Genomic DNA, 23285 nt, shown 5'->3' with positions numbered 1-23285 from the left:
ACGTTGGTGAATTCTCACCAACGTTATTTATTATAGAACCCTTTTGAAGTGCTTTATTTTTATGGCTTGTTAATGAATGTTCTAACTGAACTAAGGTCGAACGAGTGCTATACTGTAATCAGTATTTCTATAAGGGAGAGAATAGTATGAAAACAATCGGATTTATCGGCACTGGCGTAATGGGCGCTTCAATTGTCGGACATTTAATGGATGCGGGCTATCATGTAAATGTGTACAATCGTACTAAAAGTAAAGCAGAAGAGCTGATTAATAATGGTGCGGTATGGAAAGAAACACCAAAAGAGATCGCCAAATCTAGTGAGTTGATTTTTACGATGGTAGGATTCCCTGAAGATGTAGAAGAAATTTACTATGGAGAGAATGGGATTTTTGAAGGGGTTAACGAAGGATCTGTCCTAATAGATTTGACGACTAGTAAGCCATCTCTTGCTCAGAAAATTTACGATACTGCAAAAGAGAAAAATGTACACTCGTTGGATGCTCCAGTTTCTGGAGGCGACCTAGGGGCTAAAAATGGGACAGTAACGACTATGGTAGGTGGAGATGAATCAATCTTCAAGCAAATTGAGCCAATTTTTATGACGTTTTCGGGAACACTTGAGTTACAAGGGGAAGCAGGAAGTGGCCAACACACCAAAATGGCCAATCAAATTATGATAGCAGGAACGATGACTGGACTATCTGAATTACTTGTCTACGCTAAAGCAGCTGGATTGAATCTGGAAAAAGTACTGAAAACAGTTGGTGGAGGAAGTGCTGCTAACTGGTCGTTGCAGAATTACGGTCCACGTATTCTTAAAAAAGACTACTCAGCAGGATTCTTTGTTAAACATTTCATTAAAGATCTTGGCATCGCTCTAGATGAAGCGGATAGAATGGGACTAGATCTACCCTCTACAAAAAATGCCAAAGCACTTTATGATCAACTAAAAGAAGCTGGGCATGCGGATGAAGGTACACAAGCTTTAATTCAGTTATGGTGGAAAGACTAATATATAGAAAAAAGCCAATCAACAATGATTGGCTTTTTTCTAGTTTACTGAGTGTTGTTCCATGTAATTTGTCAATCGATGCATAGCTTCTTCAATTTCAGCCATACTGGAAGCATAACTTAATCGAATAAAACCTTCTCCTGCTTCGCCGAAAGCCACACCAGGAATAAATCCGACTTTAGCTTTTTGAGCTAGATCATAGCAAAAGTCATAGCTATTTTGGATATAGCCTTCAGGAATTTTTGCGAATATATAAAAGGCTCCGTTTGGTTTCGCAATTTCAAACCCTAATCTATGCATGATTTCATAAATATAATCTCTTCTTTTCTTGTATTCTTCTCGCATGGGAAGAGCATCATCCATGCCGTTTTCCAAAGCTTCAATTCCAGCGTATTGAGTGATACTAGAAGCACTGGTTACAAGATACTGGTGAACTTTAATAATTTGTTGTGTAATTGCTTTTGGAGCTAAAGTGAATCCAAGTCTCCATCCGGTCATAGCGTGCGATTTTGAAAGACCGTTGATGACGATCGTCTGATCGAAAAGGTATTCTCCAAGAGAAATATGGCTACCTTCATAAACAAGTTCGCTATAGATTTCATCACTGATTGCAAAAACATCAGGATATTGTTTCAATGTATCGGCGATAGCAATGACTTCTTCGCGATTCCAGGTTACCCCTGTAGGATTCGTTGGGTAATTCAAGATGATGGCTTTCACTTTATCTCCATGTACAGACATCGCTTCTTGAATCATTTCTGGCGAAAGAATAAAGTCGTTTTCAGTAGTATCGATATAAACGGGTTCAGCCTTCCCTAGAATGACGAGTGGCTCGTATAGAGAAAAGAAAGGAGAAGGGATCAGTACTTTATCTCCTGGATTTAAAATAGCGAGCAAGGATGCCGCCAAAGCTTCAGTTGCGCCGACAGTTGAAAGAATTTCTGATTGAGGATCATAGGAAATGTTGTACTTCACTTTCATGAAATTGGCCACAGATTCTCTTAAGCGTAATTCTCCAGCCATACCTGTGTAAAAAGATAGATTATTCTTTATGGCTTTAATACCTGCATCTTTAACGTGCTGAGGAGTTGGGAAATCTGGCTGACCTAAAGTCAATTTAATCAAACCATCTATTGAAGCAATTTTTTCATCAAATAATCGTATTCCGGATATTTCGATTTCTTGTGTCTGGGCATTGAATAATTGGTGCAAATTGGTCATATCCATGAAGATCCTCCTAATGATTGTTAGGAATCATTCTATCATACTATGAGAAAAAAAGTAGGGAATTCTTTTATTTTTATCATTTAAGGTGAGATCTTGAAAAAGAACCAGCTCTCTTACTGTAATTTACAGGAAAATCTGGTAAAATAAGTAAGTGAAAGTTTAGAAGACAAGCAGGAAGGGGAATACCAGATGAAACCATCCCAACTTATACCGATTATAAGAAGATTAGATGCGATGAGAGAAGACGAAAGCGATGAAGTCCAAGTCAGAAGATTTGAAAAAGACGGCAAGGAGCAATGTATCGTTCGTTATGACAAAGCCTCACGCATGTATGAATTGGAAGATCGTACAAGTGCGCAGACGTATGAATTTGATAACATTGACTATGTCGCTGTTGAGATTTTAGAACTTGTACAACCAGCAACTTCGACTGAAGATTAAAGTCATGCACATAGGAAGTGCTTAACGGTGCTTCCTATTTTTTTGAATATTTATAGAAATTATTTATTAGTCCAATGCTCTTCCTGCGAGAGCCTGTAGTATATAAATAGTCGTCAACGAGAACGGTTCATCTCATTGGAAAGGAAGAAGCGAATGCTAAACAGTTTCAAGCCAACTTGGATGGTCAATTCCATTTACCAAATTACGCCCGAACAGTTGAAGAAAAAAAACATAAAAGTTGTATTGACAGATCTTGATAATACGCTCATCGCATGGAACAATCCTGAAGCAACTGAAGAAACACTAGAATGGATAGAATTGATGAAGAAAAGTGGGATTCATGTTGTTATCATCTCAAATAATAAACGTAAAAGAGTGAGCAAAGTAGCTACCTTACTAGAGCTTGACTTTATCCCTAGTGCAATGAAACCTCTCCAAAAAGGCTTCAAACAAGCTCAAGCTCAATTTGATATGACGAAAGATGAAATCTTAATGGTTGGTGATCAGATTATCACTGATATAAAAGGCGCTAATCATGCCGGTATTCGAAGTGTGCTTGTGAAACCCATACTAGATTCGGATGCGTGGAATACTAGATTCAATCGATTTGTAGAACTTAAAATTATGAATTACCTTATAAAAAAAGATCCTGATATGAAATGGAGGAATTCAATCCATGAACGAGTCTAACGCTAACGATATAATCTGTATCGGTTGTGGAGCGGTACTACAGTCTGAGCACGACAATAAAGCTGGATTTCTACCACAATCCGTTATCAATAATATTGATGAAGACCAAGAAGTTTACTGCAAACGATGTTTTCGGTTAAGACATTATAATGAAGTTCAAGATGTTGAGCTGACAGATGCTGACTTTTTGAATATGTTACATGAAATTAGCGATAAAAAAGCTTTAATCATCAATATTGTCGACATTTTTGATTTCAATGGAAGTTTTATCCCTGGAATTCAGCGATTCGCTGGAAACAATCCGGTAATTCTAGTAGGAAACAAAACTGATTTGTTGCCTAAATCTCTAAAAGAAGGAAAAATGAGACAATGGTTAACTGAGAGAGCTCATGAAGCTGGTTTACACCCAAAAGCAGTCTTTTTAACTAGTGCAGTCAAATCCGATTCAGTAGAAGCATTAATGAAAATGATTGACAAAGAACGTAATGGACAAGATGTATACGTCGTTGGGACGACAAATGTTGGTAAATCAACCTTGATTAATCAAATTATTAAGCTCGCTACGGATACCGAAGATGTGATTACGACATCTTATTTCCCTGGTACAACACTTGGTAAGATAGAAATACCTCTGGATGATAACCACGTACTAGTTGATACACCAGGAATTATTCAATCTTCTCAAATTGCCCATTATCTAACTCCAAAAGAACTGAAGTACGTAACACCTAGAAAAGAAATTAAGCCAAAAGTGTATCAATTAAATGAAGAGCAAACACTGTTTCTTGGTGGGTTAGCAAGATTTGATTATATCAAGGGTAACGGTAAGCAACCTTTTGTTTGTTATCTATCCAATGAATTGACTATACACAGAACAAAACTAGAAAAAGCGGATGACTTGTATGCAAGACAAAAAGGGGCAGTATTAACGCCTCCTTTCGAAGAAAGTCTAGATACACTTCCAGAATTAAAACGATTCGAATTTATGATCAAAGAGCCTACAGACTTAGTGTTTTCTGGGTTAGGTTGGATTTCAATCGAACATGCTGGAACAAAAGTTGCCGGGTGGGCTCCTAAAGGCGTCGATATCATTATCAGAAAATCATTAATTTAACTAAATTAAGCATGTTCAAGGAAGGACAAAACTATGAAACTCACTGGAAAGCAAAAAAGATTTTTAAGAGCACAAGCTAATGAAATGTCTCCAATCTTCCAAATTGGAAAAAATGGTCTAACAGAAGAAATGGTAGCAGAATTTGAAGAATCAATCGAGAATAGAGAATTGATGAAAGTTCAATTACTTCAAAATACAGATGTAGAACCTAAGGAAGCGAAAGCTTTCATTGAAGAGCATTCTTCTATAGACGTTGTACAGACGATTGGTAAGGTACTTGTATTGTTCAAACCATCTAAAAAAGAAAAGTACCAAGCTTATTCAACTAGATTGCCCCGTTCAAATTAACGAAAAGAAAGAGTAAGGAAGGCGAAGGAAAGTGTCTGAAAAACTATCTAAAGTCATTGAACCTCAAGTGATATTTGAGAGTACGCTGTTAGATGAAAGAAAAAAAGTTGGTATTCTAGGTGGGACATTCAACCCGCCACATTTGGGTCATTTGATTATAGCAGATCAGGTGAAGAATCAGCTTGGACTTGAAAAGATTCTTTTTCTTCCATCCGCTGAACCTCCGCATGCACAAGGCAAAAAAACAATCGATGCAAAACACAGAGTCAAAATGGTTGAGCAAGCGATAGCTGAACGACCGGACTTTGAAATTGAATTGTCTGAGATCCAACGTGGTGGAAAGAGCTATACTTACGATACCATTCGTAGGTTAACTGAAGAAAATCCAGAAATCGACTATTATTTCATTATTGGGGCAGATATGGTTGAAAACCTCCCTACATGGTATAAAGTAGAAGAACTGATTAACCTCATACAATTTGTTGCGGTCAATCGGCCGTCCTATTCGGTCGAAACGGATTATCCGCTAATCTTTATTGATGTTCCAAATATTGAAATTAGCTCTAGTTTAGTTCGTCAGAAAATAATGGATCACTGTTCAGTGAATTACCTTATACCTGATTCAGTCATCCAATATATCGAAAAGGAAGGATTGTATGACATTGAAACTTAAAACAGTAACATATTCAAATGCATATATCGACCTTTCGAGAGAAGAGCTTCTTGAACAAGTCAGCCAAGTCATGAGTGACAAGCGCTTTACTCATGTTAAAGGGGTAGAACAAGCCGCACTAGAACTAGCTGAAAGGTATGGAGCAAATCTTGAGCAAGTGAGCATTGCGGCATTGCTTCATGATTTTGCAAAAGAACAATCTGATGAAGAGATGCGAGATATTATTATCAGTGAAAATATGGACTTAGAATTGCTTCAGTACGGTAATAATATCTGGCATGGGCCAGTAGGTGCTGTAGTTGTTAGAAATCAGTTCTCCATTCAAGATCAGGATATACTGGATGCAATACGTCATCATACTGTAGGCTCTCCTAACATGGGAATCGTTGAGCAAATCATCTATCTAGCAGATTATATCGAGCCAAATCGCACCTTTAAAGGTGTTGATAAAGCTAGAAAATTAGCCGAAAATGATATGACAAAAGGCATAGCCTACGCGACGTTGAAAACATTGAAGCACTTATTAAATGAAAACGTAAAAATCTACCCAAAAGCAATTGAAACATATAATGCATGGGTCGTACAAAAACAGGAGGAATTACATGACTAAAACAGCAGAGCAAATTTTAGAATTCGTAGTAAAAGCAGCAGATGATAAATTATCAGAAGAAATCGTGGCACTTGATATGAGAGGTGTTTCTTTACTGGCTGATTATTTTGTCGTCACACACGGAAATAACGAAAGACAAATTTATGCGATAACAGAAGCTATCAAAGATGCAGCAGAAGAAAATCAAGTTGAAGTTAGAAATATCGAAGGTAAAGACGGCGGAAACTGGATATTGATTGATTTAGGAGAAGTGATCGTCCACTTATTCAATCAAGAAGAAAGAGAGTTTTATCAATTAGAAAGACTATGGACAGATGCACCTTTCGTAGATGTGTCTAACTGGACTGAATAGTGAAGTACAATTGGTTTGCGAAGGTCTATGACGAGCTAATGGACGACACCTTGTATCCTGAATGGGCTGCATATACAGGGCAGCATTTAACTGGTCAGGACCATATTCTAGAATTAGGATGCGGTACTGGAATTTTAGCAACAGAGTTGACGAAAGCCGGATTTGATATTACAGGACTAGACCTTTCTTCAGATATGCTCAGTCTGGCATATGATCGACAAATCGATACAGGCATTCGATATCCGCTGGTAGAAATGGATATGAAGGACTTCTCTGAATTAGGTAAATTTGATGGTATCCTTTGTTACAGTGATGCTTTGTGTTATATCCAATCTGAAGAAGAAAAGAAACAAATTTTTCAAGAAGTATACAATCAATTGACTGAAGAGGGAACATTTTTATTTGATGTTCACTCTATCTATCAAATAGAGCAATTCAAACAATTTTCTTACCACGATGAAGTCAACCAAATTGTTTTCCTTTGGGATAGTTTCGAAGGTGAACAAGATTATTCTATTGAACACCAATTAACCTTCTTTGTTGAAAATGAAAATAAAATGTACGAACGATTTGAAGAAGTACACAGAGAATGGACACACCCGCTAGAAACTTATATTGATCTGTTGAAGAGCGTTGGATTTAAAAGTGTTGAAGTAACAGCAGATTTTGGTGAAACAGTATCAGATACCAGTAAAAGATGGTTTTTTGCAGTTAAAAAGTGAGGGATACGATGAAAGCTTGCGGAATAGTAGCTGAATATAATCCATTTCATAATGGACACTTATACCAGATATCTGAAGCGAGAAAAAAAAGTCGTTCCGATGTCATGATTGTTGTAATGAGTGGAAACTTTCTGCAGCGTGGAGAACCAGCGCTAATTGACAAGTGGACAAGGGCTGAAATGGCGCTCAAACATGGCGCAGATATCGTTTTAGAACTTCCTGTAGCATATAGTGTACAACCAGCAGATATCTTTGCAAAAGGAGCTGTTGGCATTCTTCATGCGATGAAGTGTAGCACACTGAGTTTTGGCTCAGAATCAGGGAATAGCGATCAATTTGAGGTTGCTTCAAAGCTTATGGTAGATCAAGCAAGCAGCATTGATGAGCTATTTAAAGAACGGGCTGAAAAAGGTCAAACTTATGCCTCAAGAATGGAACAAGCCATCAGTGAAACTATACCCAACTTTCCTATTGACTTGTCTTTGCCAAACAATCAACTTGGTCTTGCTTATGGCAGAGAAAATTATAAATTAGGATCGCCATTACAATTAGAAGTCATCCAGAGAAAACAAGCGGATTACCACGAGAAAACCTTGCAACAGGGTGGTACGATTTCTAGTGCTACGGCTATCCGTAATCAATTGTTATCCTCAGAACTCGATTCAGATGCTGTCGCAAACTTTATACCAGTGGCGAGTATGAATATACTAAAAAACCAATCATTAAGTTCATGGGCTGATTTCTGGATCTTTTTGAAATATCAAATTCTCTCTTCCACAGTGGAAGAATTGAAGCAGATTTATCAAATGGAAGAAGGATTAGAATATCTTTTAAAGAAGTCTATCCAGCAATCACACTCTTTCGAAGAATTTATGATGCGTATCAAACATAAAAGGATGACTAGAACAAGATTACAACGACTTTGCGTCTATATCTTACTTCAAATCAAAAAGACAGACATATCTGGATTGAGTACTGTTCATGCGACTAGAGTGCTTGGGTTTAGTACTGTAGGACAAGACTATTTGAATCAAGTCAAAAAAGAAGCCGCTTTAACGTTGCTAACCAAAATAGACAAACAATCAAAGAATTTCTGGGAACTTGATATTAAGGCCGGGAACCTTTATGAATTAGGCAATGGAGCGAATCTTGGAAGACAAGATTTTGGTCGAATGCCTATAAAAAGCATTGACATTAGCCCGCATCACTAGTATACTGATTTTTGTTGCCTTAAAGTCAAGAGGCTTTGTTTTTAGTATCGAAAAACATTATAATCTATTTGATTATAAAGTGCAGTGCGGTTGCTAAAAAATGATTAAACCATTTATAATAAGGCCAAGAGGTGATAACACATGAAAATCAAATGGGCTTTAAACGAATTGAAAAAGTTTAAAGAAGAACCATTAACATTGAATGGCGAAATCGACTTGACAGATTCGTTGCTAGAGAGAAATTCTTCAATTATCGATGCTACGCCATTATCAATGGACGGTATTCTAGTTGTGGAGAAAACAGATGAGTTCTTAGTAGATTTGAATCTGACTATTAGCTTGACGCTTCCTTCATCGCGCTCTCTTGAGCCTGTAAAAGTAGATTTACGTATACCATTTTCTGAAACGTATCTTGTTTCTGGAACAACTATTGATCCAGAAAGATATGGAGAAGATGAAATCGTTGTTGAACTCGAATCAGATTCACTTGATCTGAGAAAACCGCTTGAGGATGCTATCCTTACAGCAATTCCTACTCAAGTCTTCACAGAAGAAGAACTTAAAAAGGAAGATATGCCGAGTGGTAGTGACTGGAAAGTTGTATCTGAGGGAGCCTATGGCGATGGTGTGCGAGAACGATTATCTGAAGAAGAAGATCCTAGATTCGCAGCTTTAAAAGGATTTTTTTCGGAAGAGAATGAATAAGTATTGTAAGGTATAAACCGAACGATAAAATGAGATGATTACACGGTTGTTGATCGATTTTAGCAATCTGAATCTTAGAAACCCTTTTAAGGAGGTGTGTTGGAACATGGCAGTACCTAAAAGAAGAACATCTACAGCAAGAAAAGCTAAAAGACGTACTCATATCAAATTGAATCTTCCAAATATGAGCGATTGTCCTAAATGTGGAGAAGTAAAACGTAACCACCACGTATGCTCATCATGTGGATTTTACGCTGGAAAAGACTTTTCAAAATAATAAATAGTCTGTTAAAAAACCTCTATTTTATAAAATAGAGGTTTTTTAGTATGATATTTCAGTAGAATAAAGTAGGATGAGTATGTTGCCTGTTTTGGCTTCGTAGGATACCTGTCTCATTATGATTAAGTAGGTGATATCTTGTTCGATCCACATATAGATATTTATTTTATACTGTTTTACTTATGTCCGATATTGATGCTCATCCCAAGCAAGAGGATCAATAATTTTTTTAAGAAGCAAGGCGTTAAAATCAAATTGGTAGACTTTGTAACGCCAGTCTTTCTATTATCGGTTCACATCTATAGCTTGCTCATTGTTAATAGAAGTTTTATTCCGTATCTATTGATTATAATATCTCTCATCGGAATCACCCTTGCTTCTATATTTGCATTTAAAGTCAAAAAAATCCGGTTGATTCATTTTTTCAGAGTTTGGTGGAGATATGTGTTTATCACTGCATTTTTACTGCATATTCTATTAGGGATATTACTCTTTTTCTGATTGCGAAATAGTGCAGTTTGAAAATCTATTAAAACTCAATATAAAAACCCTCATTTATTGAATGGGGGTTTTTATATTGGGAACATATATACGCTTAATGAATCGAAAGAGGATCAGAATTGTCAAGTGATTCGCTTGAAAATTTATAAAGGGAACATAAGTTATATTTATTAGTATAAAGCGGATATTATTACATATTTTTTGGTTATTTTTCCAAGATTAGGTGGTGGAAAGTGGGGCATTGTGGTAGACTATGGCTTATAAGTGGGGAGAGGGGGCTTTGAAATGTTACTGGGAGAGTTTAAGCACAATATTGATGCAAAAGGTCGCTTGATTGTCCCAGCTAAATTCCGAGAGGATTTAGGTGAATATTTCATTGTCACAAGAGGACTGGACGGCTGTTTGTTTGGTTATCCGCAGAAAGAATGGGAAGCGCTCGAACAGAAACTAAAGTTACTTCCTCTCGCTAAAAAAGAATCACGCGCGTTTACAAGATACTTGTACTCTGCGGCCACGGAATGTACCTTGGATAAACAAGGTAGAATCAATATACCACAGACCCTTAGAGACCATGCGAAATTAGAGAAATCATGTTTTGTAATCGGTGTTTCGGATAGAATCGAAATCTGGAGTGAAGAGAAATGGGTCGTTTTTTCAGCCGAAGCAGAAAGTTCATTTGAAGATATTGCAGAAGAAATGGTTGATTTTGGATTTTAATGAGAATAGATAAAAAATTATAGATTATAGATTGTTAGATAGGAGGTTGGAGCGTGGAGTTTAATCATGAAACGGTCTTACTCAATGAAGCAACAGAAGGTTTAAACATAAATCCCGACGGTATATACGTTGATTGCACGTTAGGGGGAGCTGGTCATACTTCGCTGATTCTTGAGAAGTTGAGTGATAAAGGTCATCTTTATGCATTCGACCAAGATCAAACGGCGATAGATTATGCGAAAGAACTACTGAAAGAAGAAGTAGAAAAAGGTAAAGTAACTTTTGTTCAATCAAACTTTAGATTTATAAAAGAATCATTGAATGAGTTGAATGTTTTCCATGTTGATGGAATTCTGTATGACTTAGGCGTCTCTTCACCTCAATTGGATAATGCAGAAAGAGGATTCAGTTATCATCAAGATGCTAGGCTTGATATGAGAATGGATGAATCTCAAAGTTTAAGCGCACACGAAGTTGTAAATAACTGGGATTATTCCGATCTAGTTAGAATTTTTTTCAGATATGGAGAAGAGAAATTTTCGAAACAGATTGCAAGAAAAATAGAGGCTCATAGAGAACAGCGTGAGATCAATACAACACAAGAATTAGTAGATATTATTAAAGAAGCTATTCCGGCACCAGCAAGACGTAAAGGTGGCCACCCAGCAAAACGTGTCTTTCAAGCAATCCGAATTGCAGTGAACGATGAGTTGGCTGCAATCGAAGAATCACTTGAACAAGCCATCTCCTTACTTGAGATGGAAGGAAGATTAAGCGTCATTACGTTCCACTCTTTGGAAGATCGAATTGTAAAACAGATATTCAGAGACTTTTCAAAACTTCCAGAAGTCCCTAGGGGTTTACCTGTAATGCCAGATTTTAAAAAACCAATTTTAAAATTGATCAATAGAAAACCAATCCTTCCTGGAGAAGAAGAATTAGATCAAAACAACAGAGCACGCAGTGCTAAGTTACGTATTGCAGAAAAACAAGCTTAACTATTTGATAAAAAGATAGAAAGGAGTATTCGCATGGCAATGAATGACAATCTAGCGAGAAACTTAACAGCGCAAGCTATACCTAGACCCATACAGCAGCCTGAATCGCAACCAGGTGGTTTACATACTAAAAAAATTGTAAAAAGAGGTATTACACGCTTTGAAGTATGGGCAATCAGTTTTTTCGGTATTCTTTTATTCGGACTTTTAGTAGCAAACATCACGATGGCAATGCAACTATCAACAACAAACCGTATGACTCAAGATCTAGAACAGCAATCAACTGATATAGTCATAGTGAATGAAAACCTTGAACAAAAGATTCAAGAACTTTCACGCTACGACAGAGTTTACGAAATCGCAAAAGATAATGGCTTGGAAATGAACGAAGAACAGATTAGGAATGTATTCCCATGAGAAAAATAACAAAAAAAATAAAAGCTACGAATCCACTTCGCAACCGTAAAATCATTGCCGTATTTTTGTATATGGCATGTTTTATACTGTTTGGATTTGTAGCTCTTCGTTTTTCTTGGATTATGGTAAAAGGTGAAATCAATGGAGAAAACCTTATACAAAATTTAGATAGTCAGTATACAAGGAATACAGTGACACAAGCTAATCGAGGGACGATCTATGATAAGAATGGTAATCCCATCGCGATGGATGCAAATACGTACAAAATGGTGGCTGTTTTAACGGATCAATGGTCCAGTCCAACAAGACCGCAACATGTTCAAAAACCTAAAGAAGTTGCTGCCATATTAGCTAAATATATTTCTATGAGTGAAGAAGAAATACTCAAACGGCTAACACAAGAACATTCTCAAGTTGAATTCGGTGTAGCAGGGAATAACCTTTCTTACGATATTACGAGTAAAATCAATGAAGAGTTAGACCAACAAAAACTAACCGGGATAACTTTTGAAGATAAAAAAACAAGACTATATCCAAATGGTGTTTTTGCTTCTCATACGGTAGGGTTAGCACAAATCTCTGATGATGAAGGAAATTCCAAACAACTAAAAGGGATTATGGGGATAGAACAAACTTACGACGATTTACTGAGTGGCGTAAATGGATCAGTAGAATATCAAAAAGATAAATATGGCTACGTTATCCCAGGGCAAGAAGAAAAACGAGTCGAAGCTGTTGATGGTAATGATATTCATATGACAATTGACCGAAGACTTGAAGTTGTTTTAGAAAATGCAATGGATCAAGTAGAAGAAGAACATTCTCCAGAAAGAATGACGGCTACTCTGATGAATGCTAAAACAGGTGAAATTCTGGCAACTTCACAGCGTCCTTCATTTAATGCTACAACAAAAGAAGGAATTGAACAGACGTGGCAAAATTTGCTGGTTGAATATGCATATGAACCTGGATCAACCATGAAAGCTATGACACTTGCGGCTGCCATTGAGGAAGGCGTCTTTCAACCGGAAAATTATTATAAATCCGGGAAAATTTCTGTGGCAGGAGGCGTCGTTAGAGACTTTAATCCAGACGGATGGGGATCAATCACGTATTTGGAAGGTCTAGCACGATCAAGTAACGTTGCTTTTGTTCATCAAGTAGAAAAAATGGGATTCGATACTTGGAAAAAGTATCTTGATGATTTTGGTTTTGGTCAAGCAGTAGGGATGAATCTGCCAAACGAATATAGTGGGAGTAATATGTACGCCGGCGCGCTCCAAAAGGTCAATACATCTTTTGGTCAAGGTATCAGTGTTACACCAGTACAGATGCTACGCGCATTTTCAGCAATAGCAAATGAGGGCAAGATGGTAAAACCTTATTTAATTGATCACATCACAAATCATGCCACACAAGAAGAAACAAGGTTCGAACCCGAATATACTCAGAGTCCAATTTCAAAAGAAACTGCAGAAAAAGCATTGCAGTATTTAACTGAACCTGTTACAAATGAAGATGGGTCTGCTAAAGGTTACAAAATAGAGGGTTATAATATTGCTGCTAAAACAGGAACTGCGCAATTAGTTAATCCTGAGACAAATAGATACTATAACGGAAACGGAGATTATATTTATTCCGTAGTAGGTATGGCTCCCGTAGAGGATCCAGAATTAATTTTGTACGTTACTGTACAGCAACCTGAATTTAATGGTGCCAGTCACGGTAGCGAAGTCGTACAAAAAATATTTAATCCAGTTATGAAAAGAGCATTAGAATCTATGGATAGTGCTGATGAAGAACAAGAAAGTGAACTGACTGAAACGATGCCTGATTTAATCGAGCAAGATATCGCGGCTGCAATTGAAGACGTCCAAAGTAAAGGGTTAGAAAGTGCCGTCATAGGTTCTGGAGACAAAGTCGTTCAACAGTTTCCACGTAAAGATTCTTCACTTTATGAAGATCAACGTGTTATTCTATTAACGAATGGTGCGATGACTTTACCGAATCTAACAGGGTGGTCTAGAAGTGATGTGATGAAAATTGCGGAACTGACAGGTGCTGAATTTGAATTTGAAGGGGAAGGATATGTAACAGCTCAAGATCTTGAACCGAATACTTTTATAGAAACCGGTACAAAAATCAAGCTGACTTTATCCCCTGCATCTCAATAATAAAAAAAAGTAGGATAAAGCTTTAAAGGAGAACGAATATAGAATGATAGAATTAACAAGAATCATACTTCCGATTGTATTGAGTTTGATCATCACGGTTTGCTCAATGCCATTCGTAATACGATATTTCGCGAAAAAGCAATTAGGTCAAGTCACTCGAGAAGAGGGGCCGAAGTGGCACGAAAGTAAGTCAGGAACACCAACTATGGGAGGTGTTTCAATCATTATGGCGGCTTCGGTAACTGTGCTGATAGCCAGCTTGTTTTTAAGAATTTTTACAACAGGAACACTTCTGCTAGTATTTATTCTTGTGTTTTATGGATTAATCGGCTTTTTAGATGACTACGTTAAAGTTGTCATGAAGCGAAATCTAGGATTAACTAGTCTACAAAAATTAGTTGGACAAATTTTAGGTGGAATCGTATTCTTCGTTGGATTATCTTTATTGAATTACCCTACAGCAATTACGGTTCCTGTAGTAGGATCCATTGAATTAGGTTGGTTCTATAGCCTGTTTGTTTTATTCTGGTTAGTTGGATTTTCAAATGCAACTAATTTAACAGATGGTATCGATGGTTTAATGGCAAGTACGGGAATGATTGCTTACCTTTCTTATGCGATTATAGCGGCCATGCAGTCTCAGTGGGATATTATGATTTTTGCACTTTCTGTCTTTGGAGGACTCCTTGGTTTCTTCTTTTTCAATAAAAAGCCAGCTAAGATTTTTATGGGTGACGTTGGATCTTTAGCGTTGGGAGCAGGGTTAGCAGGGATTTCAATACTGTTGAACCAAGAATGGACATTACTTTTAATTGGCTTTATCTTCGTTTGTGAAACAGCGAGTGTTATGCTACAAGTTGGTTCTTTTAAATTAAGAGGGAAAAGAATCTTTAAAATGAGTCCTATTCACCATCACTTCGAAATGGTTGGTTGGAGCGAATGGAAATTGGTCGGTGTATTTTCACTAATTAGTCTCCTTATGACTTTAGTCGTACTTTTTATTTTGGTATAATGTTTGAGGAAAAGCTGGACGTAGAGTAATCTACATCCAGTTTTTTAAAGTATAATATAGAAATTTAAAGAATCTGTTTTCAATAATAATAATGAGCCATCAATGAAGAAGAGGGATAATGATGAAACCAATTGATAAATATGCAAATAAAAAAATACTCGTTCTAGGACTTGCCTTGAGTGGCGTTAGTGCTGCCAAATTACTACATAAATTAAAAGCATTAGTAACCGTAAATGACTATAAAAATCTTGATGAGAATCCAGAAGCGAGAGAATTGGTCAATGAAGGTTTGAGAGTGATTACTGGTGGTCATCCTATAGAATTGATGGATGAGGACTTTGAACTTGTTGTAAAAAATCCAGGTATTCCTTACTCAAATCCAATTATAAAAAAAGCTCAGGAAAAAAATATACCTATTATAACAGAGGTAGAATTAGCTTATGAAGTAGCTGAAAGTCCAATAATTGGAATAACTGGAACAAATGGTAAAACAACTACAACAACAATGATTACAGAAATTTTAAATACTGAACGAACATCTGGTAAAGCGTATGCTGCTGGAAATATCGGAACACCTGCAAGTCAGGTTGTAATGGTAGCTACTCCTGAAGACGAAATTGTACTTGAATTATCTAGTTTTCAATTATTAGGTGCACCTAGTCTGAAACCAAAAATTTCTATTATTACTAATCTTTACTCGGCGCATTTAGACTATCACGGTACAAGGGAAGAGTACGTACAAGCAAAAATGGAAATCACTAAAAACCAAACAGAAACGGACTACCTGATTTATAATGCAGATCAGACAGAGTTAACTGCATTGGTTCATCAACACAGTCAAGCTCAACTGGTTCCATTTTCGCGTAAAACAATTGTTGAAAAAGGTGCCTATGTAAAAGACGATGCGATTTATTTCAAAGATCAGTTGGTTCTTGAAGTGAAAGATATTCTTTTACCAGGAAAACACAATTTGGAAAATGCTCTAGCGGCAGTTGCGGTATCTAAGATCATGAATAAATCAAACAAAGAAATCAAAAAAGCACTGAGTTCTTTTAAAGGGGTTAAACATCGCACGCAATTTGTCCAGACATTTGAAGATCGTAAATTTTACAATGATTCTAAAGCGACAAACACACTAGCAACGATTAATGCACTAGAAGGATTCGATAAACCTGTTATTCTACTTGCTGGTGGCTTGGATCGAGGGGTTTCGTTTGATGATTTGATACCTGCAATGGAAAAACATGTCAAAGGCGTTTTAGCCTTTGGAGAAACGGCGGAACAAATTCTTGATACAGCCAGTAGAGCAGGCATAACAGAGGTAATAAAAGTTGTTGATGTAGAACAAGCAGTACCCGAAGCTTATAAAATTAGCGAACCAGGAGACATCATTTTACTATCACCAGCTTGTGCAAGTTGGGATCAGTATCCAAGTTTTGAAATTAGAGGGAATGCTTATATGAACAGCATCGATCGTCTTATACATCAAAAACAAGAGGAGGCATAAACACGTAGCGTGTTTAAAGTGATATGAAGGTATTATTAACTGGAGGCGGAACAGGTGGACATATCTATCCTGCGTTAGCCTTGAAAAAAAGAATCCAAGAACAATATCCTGATTCAGAATTTCTTTATATAGGAACTGAACGAGGTCTAGAAAGTAAAATCGTTCCTAAAAACGGTGTGCCTTTTAAAGCCATAAAAGTGGAGGGATTTAAAAGAAAGTTGAATCCTTCAGGGATAGCTTATAACTTGAATACAATTAAACTTTTCCTAGGTAGTATTCGAAAAGCTCGAAAATTAATTAGAGATTTTAATCCCGATGTTGTAATCGGAACGGGTGGGTATGTATGTGCACCCGTTTGTTATGCGGCCTCAAAACAAAAGATTCCCACAATCATCCACGAACAAAATAGTGTAGCAGGCATCACTAATAAATTTTTAGCGCGGTTTGTAGATAAGATTGCAGTCTGTTTTGAAGAAGCAAGAGCACAGTTCAAAGGACAAGAACATAAAGTTGTATTCACAGGAAATCCAAGAGCTCAGGAAGTAGCACTCTTAAAACCAGATGCTATATTGGAAACGTTTGGTTTGAATAGTGAGAAAGAAACGGTATTGATTTTTGGAGGCAGTCGAGGCGCACAAAAAATCAATCAAACCTTCATGGATAGTTTTGAACAATTGGTAAATTCTCCGTATCAAGTACTTTATGTAACTGGAGAAATTTACTATGACGAAATCACTCAAGAAATTAATACAAGATACAAAGAATTAAGTTTTCAGGATTCTGTGAAGATCGTACCTTATATTAACGATATGCCACAAGTTTTCGCATCAGTTTCGCTCGTCGTAGGGAGAAGTGGCGCTACCACACTTGCAGAGTTGACTTCATTAGGTATGCCAAGTATTTTGATTCCTAGTCCAAATGTTACAGAGGACCATCAAACGAAAAATGCACTCAGCCTAGTCAACAAAAAAGCCGCTTTAATGATAAGAGAAACAGAACTGACTGCTGAAAGATTTGTTAAAGATATGAATACACTGATGTCAGATGAGCAAAAAAGGAAAGATATGGCTGGGAATTCTAAGAAGATGGGTAAACAAAGAGCGTCAGATGAGCTGATTGAAGTGATACAGTCGATTGTAAACTAAATACCGTAAGGAGGAGAGCTTTGATGAGTAAGAAAACAGACCATTTAGTAACAAATATTGAAGATATATATAACAAAAAATATGCAGACTCTCCTCAAAATAAAAAAAGTAAATGGAGTCGATTGAAAGCTAAATGGTTCGGGCTCGTTCTGTTTTTTTCATTAACTTTGTTTATAGGTATTTACTTTTTAACCCCTTATAGTCAAGTTGGGGCAATTGTTGTTGAAGGAACAGATGAAGTACTCGATCAAGAAGTCATCAATGAAAGCAAGATTCGTTCCGGGGACTCCTTATGGCAGACTTACTTTAATAAGTCGGAAATTGAAAAGGAAATCAAAGCAACGTTACCCCAAGTGAAATCAATGGAATTAACGATAAAAGATTTCCATGATGTTCACTTTGATATCTCAGAGTACGAAACCGTTGCTTATCTATACAAAGAGGACACATATTTTAAAATACTAGATAACGAAAAAGTGTTAAGAGAACCTTACTCGAACAATGTAGGAAATCTGCCAACATTTTTCAATTTTGTAGATGAAGATGTACTTCAACAGATGTTGTCTGAATACAATCAACTAGAGCAATCTATTCAGTCCATGATCTCTGAAGTTGAATGGATTGAAAATGAGCGAAATCCACTGCTTGTCAAAGCATATATGAATAACGGCAATGAAGTATTAGCTTCGATACCCAGCTTTTCGGAACGACTCAAACGCTACCCTCAGCTAGTCAGAGCTGTTAAAGGTGAAAACGGTCTGTTCGATTTAGAAGCAGGTGCCTACTTTTTACCATTTTCATCAGTAGAAGATCAAGAGTACGATGAAGAAAACAGTGTTGAATTAGATAATGAAATAGTGGAATAAAGGTTATAATCGTTAATAAAGGAAACTGGCGTTCTTCTGTTACACAAAAGTTATGTTTTGTATTGAGAAATCAATAAACTAACTTCAATAAGCGTTGGTATTTGTGGTAAAATAAGCCATATTCACATGCATAACGATCAGACTGACATGTTTGTATAAAATATTAAAGTATGAAAGAAAAAAGAGTAAATTCTACGGCTAGAACTATATATAAATAATGCCTAGTGTAGACTGGAGGTTTCAATCGATTATGGAAAATGGCGTATACGCGAGTTTAGATATAGGAACAACTTCAATAAAAGTTATCGTAGCTGAAGTTCTGAATAATCAGATGAATGTTATTGGTGTCGGTAGTGAGCGATCTAAAGGCTTGAATAAAGGTATGATTGTAGATATTGATGAAACGAGTCAAGCTATAACAGCTGCCGTTCAACAAGCAGAAGAAAAATCTGGTTTAAAAATTGAAGAATTGATTGTTGGTATACCTGCAAATGGAGTAGATATCATTCCTTTTAATGGATATATTCAAATTGATCATAACAGTCAGGAAATATCAGATGTGGATGTTGAGAAAGTCATCAACGAAACGTGTTTGAATCATATTCCTTCGGACAAAGAAATGATCTCGGTCATGGTTGAAGAATTTTTAGTGGATGGTTTTGATGAAATTAAAGATCCAAGAGGTATGGTTGGTGAAAGACTTGAGATTTACGGTACAGTGCTAGCAGTCCCTAAGTCAATCGTGCACAACATCAAGAAATGTGTTAGAGAAGCTGGATATGTGATTCAAGACCTAATCATACAACCTCAAGCTATGTCACACCTTGTATTATCTGAAGATGAGCGACAATTTGGAGCTGTCCAAATAGATATGGGTGGCGGACAGACAACGGCATCAGCTTTACACGATCATCAGCTGAAGTACATGCATGTTGAACAGCAAGGTGGAGAATTTGTAACTAAAGACATTTCTATGGTGCTAAATACCTCTACTGCAAATGCTGAAAGCTTGAAAAGAGAAGTTGGGTATGCTTTATCTAGCAATCTAGAGAGTGATCAAACCATTCACGTGGATATCGTAGGTCAGAAAGAACCGATAAAGGTTAAAGAAACCTATATTGCAGAAATCATAGAAGCGAGAATTGAGCAAATATTTGAATTGCTGAAAGAAGATCTGGATAAGATCGGCGCTTTGTCTTTACCGGGTGGTGTGAAACTCACTGGTGGAGCTGCGGCTATACCAGGTGTTAGAGAACTTGCAGAAGAGATATTTGATGTACAAGTGGATGTTTACATACCTGATTTCATGGGAGTGAGATACCCTTCTTTTACAAATGCGATATCACTTACGTATTATGAGGGTAAATTGGATGGTATACAGAAACTGATCAATAAGATATGTCTATCTGGACATCAGTTTAACCAACACGAAACAACTCAAAGTACTCATGGAAATACAGCTAGTTCTACTAGCTCACATCAAGATGAGACGTATGTACAAACAAGCGAACCATCAAATGGACCATCATTTACGGAAAAAGTGAAAAACTTTTTCTCAACATTTTTTGATTAAATATCGTAAACAGGAGGAAAAAGAATGGAATTAGAATTCGATTCAATTGCATCTCAAGGAGCCGTATTAAAAGTTATAGGTGTTGGTGGAGCTGGAGGTAACGCTGTAAACAGAATGATCCAAGATGGCGTTCAAGGCGTAGAATTTATCGTAGCCAATACAGATGTTCAAGCATTAGATATGATGAGTGCTGAAACTAAAATACAATTAGGACCCAAACTAACTAGAGGATTGGGTGCTGGAGCTAATCCAGAAGTAGGAAGAAAATCAGCTGAAGAAAGTGAAGAAGCGATTGCAGAATCCCTGCGTGGAGCTGATATGGTATTTGTTACTGCCGGTATGGGCGGAGGAACTGGTACTGGAGCTGCTGGAATTGTGGCGCGCATTGCAAAAGAGCAAGGGGCTTTGACCGTTGGTGTCATTACACGTCCGTTCACTTTTGAAGGACCTAAAAAAGGTCGTTTTGCTGCAGAAGGTATTGCATTAATGAGAGAACACGTCGACACCTTAGTTACAATTTCTAATAACCGTTTACTTGAAATTGTAGACAAAAAGACACCGATGATGGAAGCTTTCAGAGAAGCTGATAATGTATTACGTCAAGGTGTACAAGGAATCTCTGATTTGATTACCAACCCAGGGTATGTCAACTTGGACTTCGCTGACGTTAAAACCGTTATGGAAAACCAAGGTTCTGCCTTGATGGGTATTGGTACAGCTACTGGAGAAAATAGAACTGCAGAAGCAACTAAAAAAGCAATCTCTTCTCCACTACTTGAAGTTTCTGTTGATGGCGCTGAAAATGTCTTGTTAAACATTACTGGCGGATCTGACTTAACATTATTTGAAGCGCAAGATGCATCAGACATTGTTTCAGCAGCAGCAACAAGTGAAGTCAATATTATCTTTGGGACTTCTATCAATGAAGACCTTGGAGATGAAGTAGTTGTTACAGTTATTGCTACTGGAATTAACGGTGAAAAAAAAGAAACTAAAAAACCTGCATCAGTAAATAAAATCAATGCTCAACAAACTCAACAGACTCAACAAAAAAAATCTGAAAATGATCCTTTCGGAAACTGGGATATTCGTAAAGAACCTAACCAGAGAGACCGTCAAAATTCTGATTTAGATGAATCTAGAGAAGTTGCTAAAGATAATAGTGAAAAAGATTTATTTTCTAGAGATGAAAATGAATCACAGTCAAGCTCAAATGACGAAGTCGATACACCACCGTTTTTTAGAAGAAGACGTAAAAGATAAAGAATAGTTCTCTGAGAAAGGAGACGGGATTATGGGGATCAAAGATCGGTTAAATAATTTTTTCTTTTTAGAAGAAGATTCTGAGGAGATAGAAGAAGTAACTGAGCAGAAGAGCGCACCAAAACAGGTTAGAGAAAAGGCGACGCCTAAAGTAGAAAAAACAGTCGTTGCTAAAACTCAACCTATCCGTAAATCTGCAGCACCTGCACAGAGTCCAAACATCGTAGCAATCAATCATCAGCAGGCGATTAAAAAGCCACGTATTAATGTGATGGAGCCACGCACTTACTCAGAAGTTCAAAGTGTGGCGGATATTCTATTAAATAATCAGTCTGTGATTTTGAATTTCCGAAGAATGGAAAAAGATCAGGCTAAAAAAGTGATTGATTTCTTAATGGGCACGACTTATGCAATTAAAGGTGATATTGAAAGAATCGGCGATGAAATTTTTGTTTGTACTCCGAATTCCGTTGAATTGGATGGAGCTGAGTTACAAGCTTTAAAAAATCAGGACTTCTAACGGAAACGGAGAACGCATTTTATGGTATATCAAGTTATACAATTTTTACATGACATTTCACTGAGAGCGGTCGATATTTATAGAATGTTGATCCTCGTCTACTTTTTAATGTCTTGGATTCCAGGAGCTTACCAGTCTAGTATTGGAAGAATTTTAATCAGAATTTGTGAACCATATGTGGGATTTTTCAGACGATTTGTACCACCAATCGGAATGTTTAGTCTTGCAGGGATCGTTGCGCTTTTTGCTCTTTCGTTTATCAGAATGGGCATTACACCCGTTTTTCAAATCATTTTGAATCTTTTCAATCAAATCGGATTAGTGTGAGGTTAAAGACTAATGGATAATGTATACCAACATTTTAGAAAAGACGAACAGATTTTCATTGATACAGTCATGGACTGGACTCGTCAAGTGGAAGAGCAGTATACGCCTTATCTGACACCATTTCTGGATCCGAGACAACAGTACATTGTTGAATCGGTCGTAGGGCAAAATACTGAGATATCTTTGCATTACTTTGGAGGATATGAAGATGCAGAAAGAAAAAGAATCTTTCTGTCTCCACCTTATTTTGAACCCGAGCAACAAGACTACAATATTACGATCTGTGAAATTAATTATCCAACCAAGTTTGCGACATTATCACATGGTAGCGTACTTGGAACGCTTACTGGAGCTGGGATTAACCGAGAAACTCTTGGAGACATTATAACCGATGGAGAAACATGGCAGTTCTTTATGGATCAACCAATGCTGCCATACTTACTTTCACAAATTGAAAGTATTGGTAAAATAAAGGTACATCTGGAAGAAAAATCATACACTGAAATTATCCTGCCGAAAGATAAGTGGGATAGTCACAGTGTCATTGCTTCTTCATTAAGAATAGATGTTGTCCTTGCAGCTGCATTTAATTTGTCTAGACAAAAGTCAAAAGAATTGATCAGTTCAAACAAAGTGAAAGTCAACTGGAATGAAATTTCTAGACCGGATATTTCTTTAGGGATATCGGATGTTATTTCTATTAGAGGGTTCGGAAGAATTAAATTGAAATCCATTGAAGGTAAAACACGTAAAGAAAAAATCAGATTGGAACTTGATATTCTGGATAGAAATCAATAAGGTCTTGTTTAAGGACGGATTATTATTTATACTGGAAAAAAACAGGAATCAAACTGCTCAAAAAAAGGTAACGGAGGAATT

The 23285-nt window shown here is 36.9% G+C and carries 27 protein-coding genes; 26 read left to right on the top strand and 1 reads right to left on the bottom strand.

Features of this window, described 5'->3' with window-relative positions; all coding sequences use genetic code 11:
• The first annotated feature begins 104 nt into the window (after positions 1-104).
• Positions 105-1013: an NAD(P)-dependent oxidoreductase gene (locus tag VXN63_RS03750; protein ID WP_327756607.1), complete on the top strand. Its 909-nt coding sequence runs from the start codon at positions 105-107 to the stop codon at positions 1011-1013.
• 39 nt (positions 1014-1052) lie between these two features.
• Here the strand turns inward: VXN63_RS03750 and VXN63_RS03745 are convergent, their stop codons facing one another.
• The gene (locus VXN63_RS03745) at positions 1053-2240 is read right to left on the bottom strand and encodes a pyridoxal phosphate-dependent aminotransferase (protein WP_327756606.1); all 1188 of its coding nucleotides are present in this window, start codon (positions 2238-2240) and stop codon (positions 1053-1055) included.
• Between the two features lie 189 nt (positions 2241-2429).
• Here VXN63_RS03745 and VXN63_RS03740 point away from each other — a divergent pair, with 189 nt between their 5' ends.
• From VXN63_RS03740 to VXN63_RS03625, 25 genes are all read left to right on the top strand, one after another.
• Positions 2430-2681 (top strand): YkuJ family protein, encoded by a 252-nt coding sequence (locus tag VXN63_RS03740; protein ID WP_225744349.1) that lies wholly within the window; start codon positions 2430-2432, stop codon positions 2679-2681.
• Positions 2682-2834: 153 nt separating this feature from the next.
• Positions 2835-3371: a YqeG family HAD IIIA-type phosphatase gene (locus tag VXN63_RS03735; RefSeq protein ID WP_327756604.1), complete on the top strand. Its 537-nt coding sequence runs from the start codon at positions 2835-2837 to the stop codon at positions 3369-3371.
• Complete coding sequence (gene yqeH / locus VXN63_RS03730) at positions 3358-4485, top strand: ribosome biogenesis GTPase YqeH (RefSeq protein ID WP_327756603.1); 1128 nt, start codon at positions 3358-3360, stop codon at positions 4483-4485. The genes VXN63_RS03735 and yqeH overlap by 14 nt, the downstream gene beginning before the upstream one ends.
• A gap of 33 nt (positions 4486-4518) precedes the next feature.
• Positions 4519-4833 (top strand): ribosome assembly RNA-binding protein YhbY, encoded by a 315-nt coding sequence (gene yhbY, locus VXN63_RS03725; protein ID WP_327756602.1) that lies wholly within the window; start codon positions 4519-4521, stop codon positions 4831-4833.
• A gap of 31 nt (positions 4834-4864) precedes the next feature.
• Positions 4865-5506 carry a nicotinate-nucleotide adenylyltransferase gene (locus VXN63_RS03720; RefSeq protein WP_327756601.1) on the top strand — a complete coding sequence of 214 codons (642 nt, stop codon included), beginning with the start codon at positions 4865-4867 and terminating at the stop codon, positions 5504-5506.
• Positions 5490-6116 carry a bis(5'-nucleosyl)-tetraphosphatase (symmetrical) YqeK gene (yqeK, locus tag VXN63_RS03715; RefSeq protein WP_327756600.1) on the top strand — a complete coding sequence of 209 codons (627 nt, stop codon included), beginning with the start codon at positions 5490-5492 and terminating at the stop codon, positions 6114-6116. The genes VXN63_RS03720 and yqeK overlap by 17 nt, the downstream gene beginning before the upstream one ends.
• Entirely contained in the window at positions 6109-6468 is a 360-nt protein-coding gene (gene rsfS / locus VXN63_RS03710) for a ribosome silencing factor (RefSeq protein ID WP_327756599.1), read from the top strand. Before yqeK ends, rsfS begins: the two co-directional genes overlap by 8 nt.
• On the top strand, positions 6468-7190 hold the full coding sequence (locus tag VXN63_RS03705; RefSeq protein ID WP_327756598.1) for a class I SAM-dependent DNA methyltransferase: 723 nt from the start codon (positions 6468-6470) through the stop codon (positions 7188-7190). Before rsfS ends, VXN63_RS03705 begins: the two co-directional genes overlap by 1 nt.
• Positions 7191-7198: 8 nt before the next feature.
• Positions 7199-8401, top strand: coding sequence for a nucleotidyltransferase (locus VXN63_RS03700; RefSeq protein ID WP_327756597.1), 1203 nt, complete (start codon positions 7199-7201; stop codon positions 8399-8401).
• Between the two features lie 141 nt (positions 8402-8542).
• Positions 8543-9106, top strand: coding sequence for a YceD family protein (locus tag VXN63_RS03695; RefSeq protein WP_327756596.1), 564 nt, complete (start codon positions 8543-8545; stop codon positions 9104-9106).
• Positions 9107-9212: 106 nt separating this feature from the next.
• Positions 9213-9383 (top strand): 50S ribosomal protein L32, encoded by a 171-nt coding sequence (rpmF, locus tag VXN63_RS03690; RefSeq protein WP_225744339.1) that lies wholly within the window; start codon positions 9213-9215, stop codon positions 9381-9383.
• A gap of 141 nt (positions 9384-9524) precedes the next feature.
• Positions 9525-9887 carry a DUF3397 family protein gene (locus VXN63_RS12100; protein ID WP_442915288.1) on the top strand — a complete coding sequence of 121 codons (363 nt, stop codon included), beginning with the start codon at positions 9525-9527 and terminating at the stop codon, positions 9885-9887.
• A gap of 285 nt (positions 9888-10172) precedes the next feature.
• Complete coding sequence (gene mraZ, locus VXN63_RS03685) at positions 10173-10604, top strand: division/cell wall cluster transcriptional repressor MraZ (protein ID WP_327756592.1); 432 nt, start codon at positions 10173-10175, stop codon at positions 10602-10604.
• A 53-nt stretch (positions 10605-10657) separates the two neighbouring features.
• On the top strand, positions 10658-11602 hold the full coding sequence (gene rsmH, locus VXN63_RS03680; protein WP_327756591.1) for a 16S rRNA (cytosine(1402)-N(4))-methyltransferase RsmH: 945 nt from the start codon (positions 10658-10660) through the stop codon (positions 11600-11602).
• 33 nt (positions 11603-11635) lie between these two features.
• A complete protein-coding gene (gene ftsL / locus VXN63_RS03675; RefSeq protein WP_327756589.1) occupies positions 11636-12019 on the top strand; it encodes a cell division protein FtsL in 384 nt (127 codons plus the stop codon).
• Positions 12016-14193, top strand: coding sequence for a penicillin-binding transpeptidase domain-containing protein (locus VXN63_RS03670; RefSeq protein WP_327756588.1), 2178 nt, complete (start codon positions 12016-12018; stop codon positions 14191-14193). Before ftsL ends, VXN63_RS03670 begins: the two co-directional genes overlap by 4 nt.
• Positions 14194-14239: 46 nt before the next feature.
• Positions 14240-15205, top strand: a complete 966-nt coding sequence (gene mraY / locus VXN63_RS03665; protein ID WP_327756636.1) for a phospho-N-acetylmuramoyl-pentapeptide-transferase — start codon at positions 14240-14242, stop codon at positions 15203-15205.
• 121 nt (positions 15206-15326) lie between these two features.
• Entirely contained in the window at positions 15327-16712 is a 1386-nt protein-coding gene (gene murD, locus VXN63_RS03660) for a UDP-N-acetylmuramoyl-L-alanine--D-glutamate ligase (RefSeq protein WP_327756586.1), read from the top strand.
• Positions 16713-16735: 23 nt separating this feature from the next.
• Positions 16736-17857: an undecaprenyldiphospho-muramoylpentapeptide beta-N-acetylglucosaminyltransferase gene (gene murG / locus VXN63_RS03655; protein WP_327756585.1), complete on the top strand. Its 1122-nt coding sequence runs from the start codon at positions 16736-16738 to the stop codon at positions 17855-17857.
• A gap of 23 nt (positions 17858-17880) precedes the next feature.
• The gene (locus VXN63_RS03650) at positions 17881-18723 is read left to right on the top strand and encodes a cell division protein FtsQ/DivIB (protein ID WP_327756584.1); all 843 of its coding nucleotides are present in this window, start codon (positions 17881-17883) and stop codon (positions 18721-18723) included.
• Positions 18724-18973: 250 nt separating this feature from the next.
• Positions 18974-20296, top strand: coding sequence for a cell division protein FtsA (gene ftsA, locus VXN63_RS03645; protein WP_327756582.1), 1323 nt, complete (start codon positions 18974-18976; stop codon positions 20294-20296).
• A gap of 24 nt (positions 20297-20320) precedes the next feature.
• Positions 20321-21559 (top strand): cell division protein FtsZ, encoded by a 1239-nt coding sequence (gene ftsZ / locus VXN63_RS03640; protein ID WP_327756581.1) that lies wholly within the window; start codon positions 20321-20323, stop codon positions 21557-21559.
• Positions 21560-21590: 31 nt separating this feature from the next.
• On the top strand, positions 21591-22079 hold the full coding sequence (locus VXN63_RS03635; protein ID WP_327756580.1) for a cell division protein SepF: 489 nt from the start codon (positions 21591-21593) through the stop codon (positions 22077-22079).
• A 21-nt stretch (positions 22080-22100) separates the two neighbouring features.
• Positions 22101-22406 carry a YggT family protein gene (locus tag VXN63_RS03630; RefSeq protein WP_327756579.1) on the top strand — a complete coding sequence of 102 codons (306 nt, stop codon included), beginning with the start codon at positions 22101-22103 and terminating at the stop codon, positions 22404-22406.
• A 12-nt stretch (positions 22407-22418) separates the two neighbouring features.
• Positions 22419-23204: a YlmH family RNA-binding protein gene (locus VXN63_RS03625; protein ID WP_327756578.1), complete on the top strand. Its 786-nt coding sequence runs from the start codon at positions 22419-22421 to the stop codon at positions 23202-23204.
• Positions 23205-23285: the final 81 nt, after the last annotated feature.

The organism is Marinilactibacillus sp. XAAS-LB27 (genome assembly GCF_036039175.1).
Taxonomy (GTDB): domain Bacteria; phylum Bacillota; class Bacilli; order Lactobacillales; family Carnobacteriaceae_A; genus Marinilactibacillus.
The sequence above is the reverse complement of the archived record's forward strand: the minus strand, read 5'-3'. Positions and strand labels throughout refer to the sequence as shown.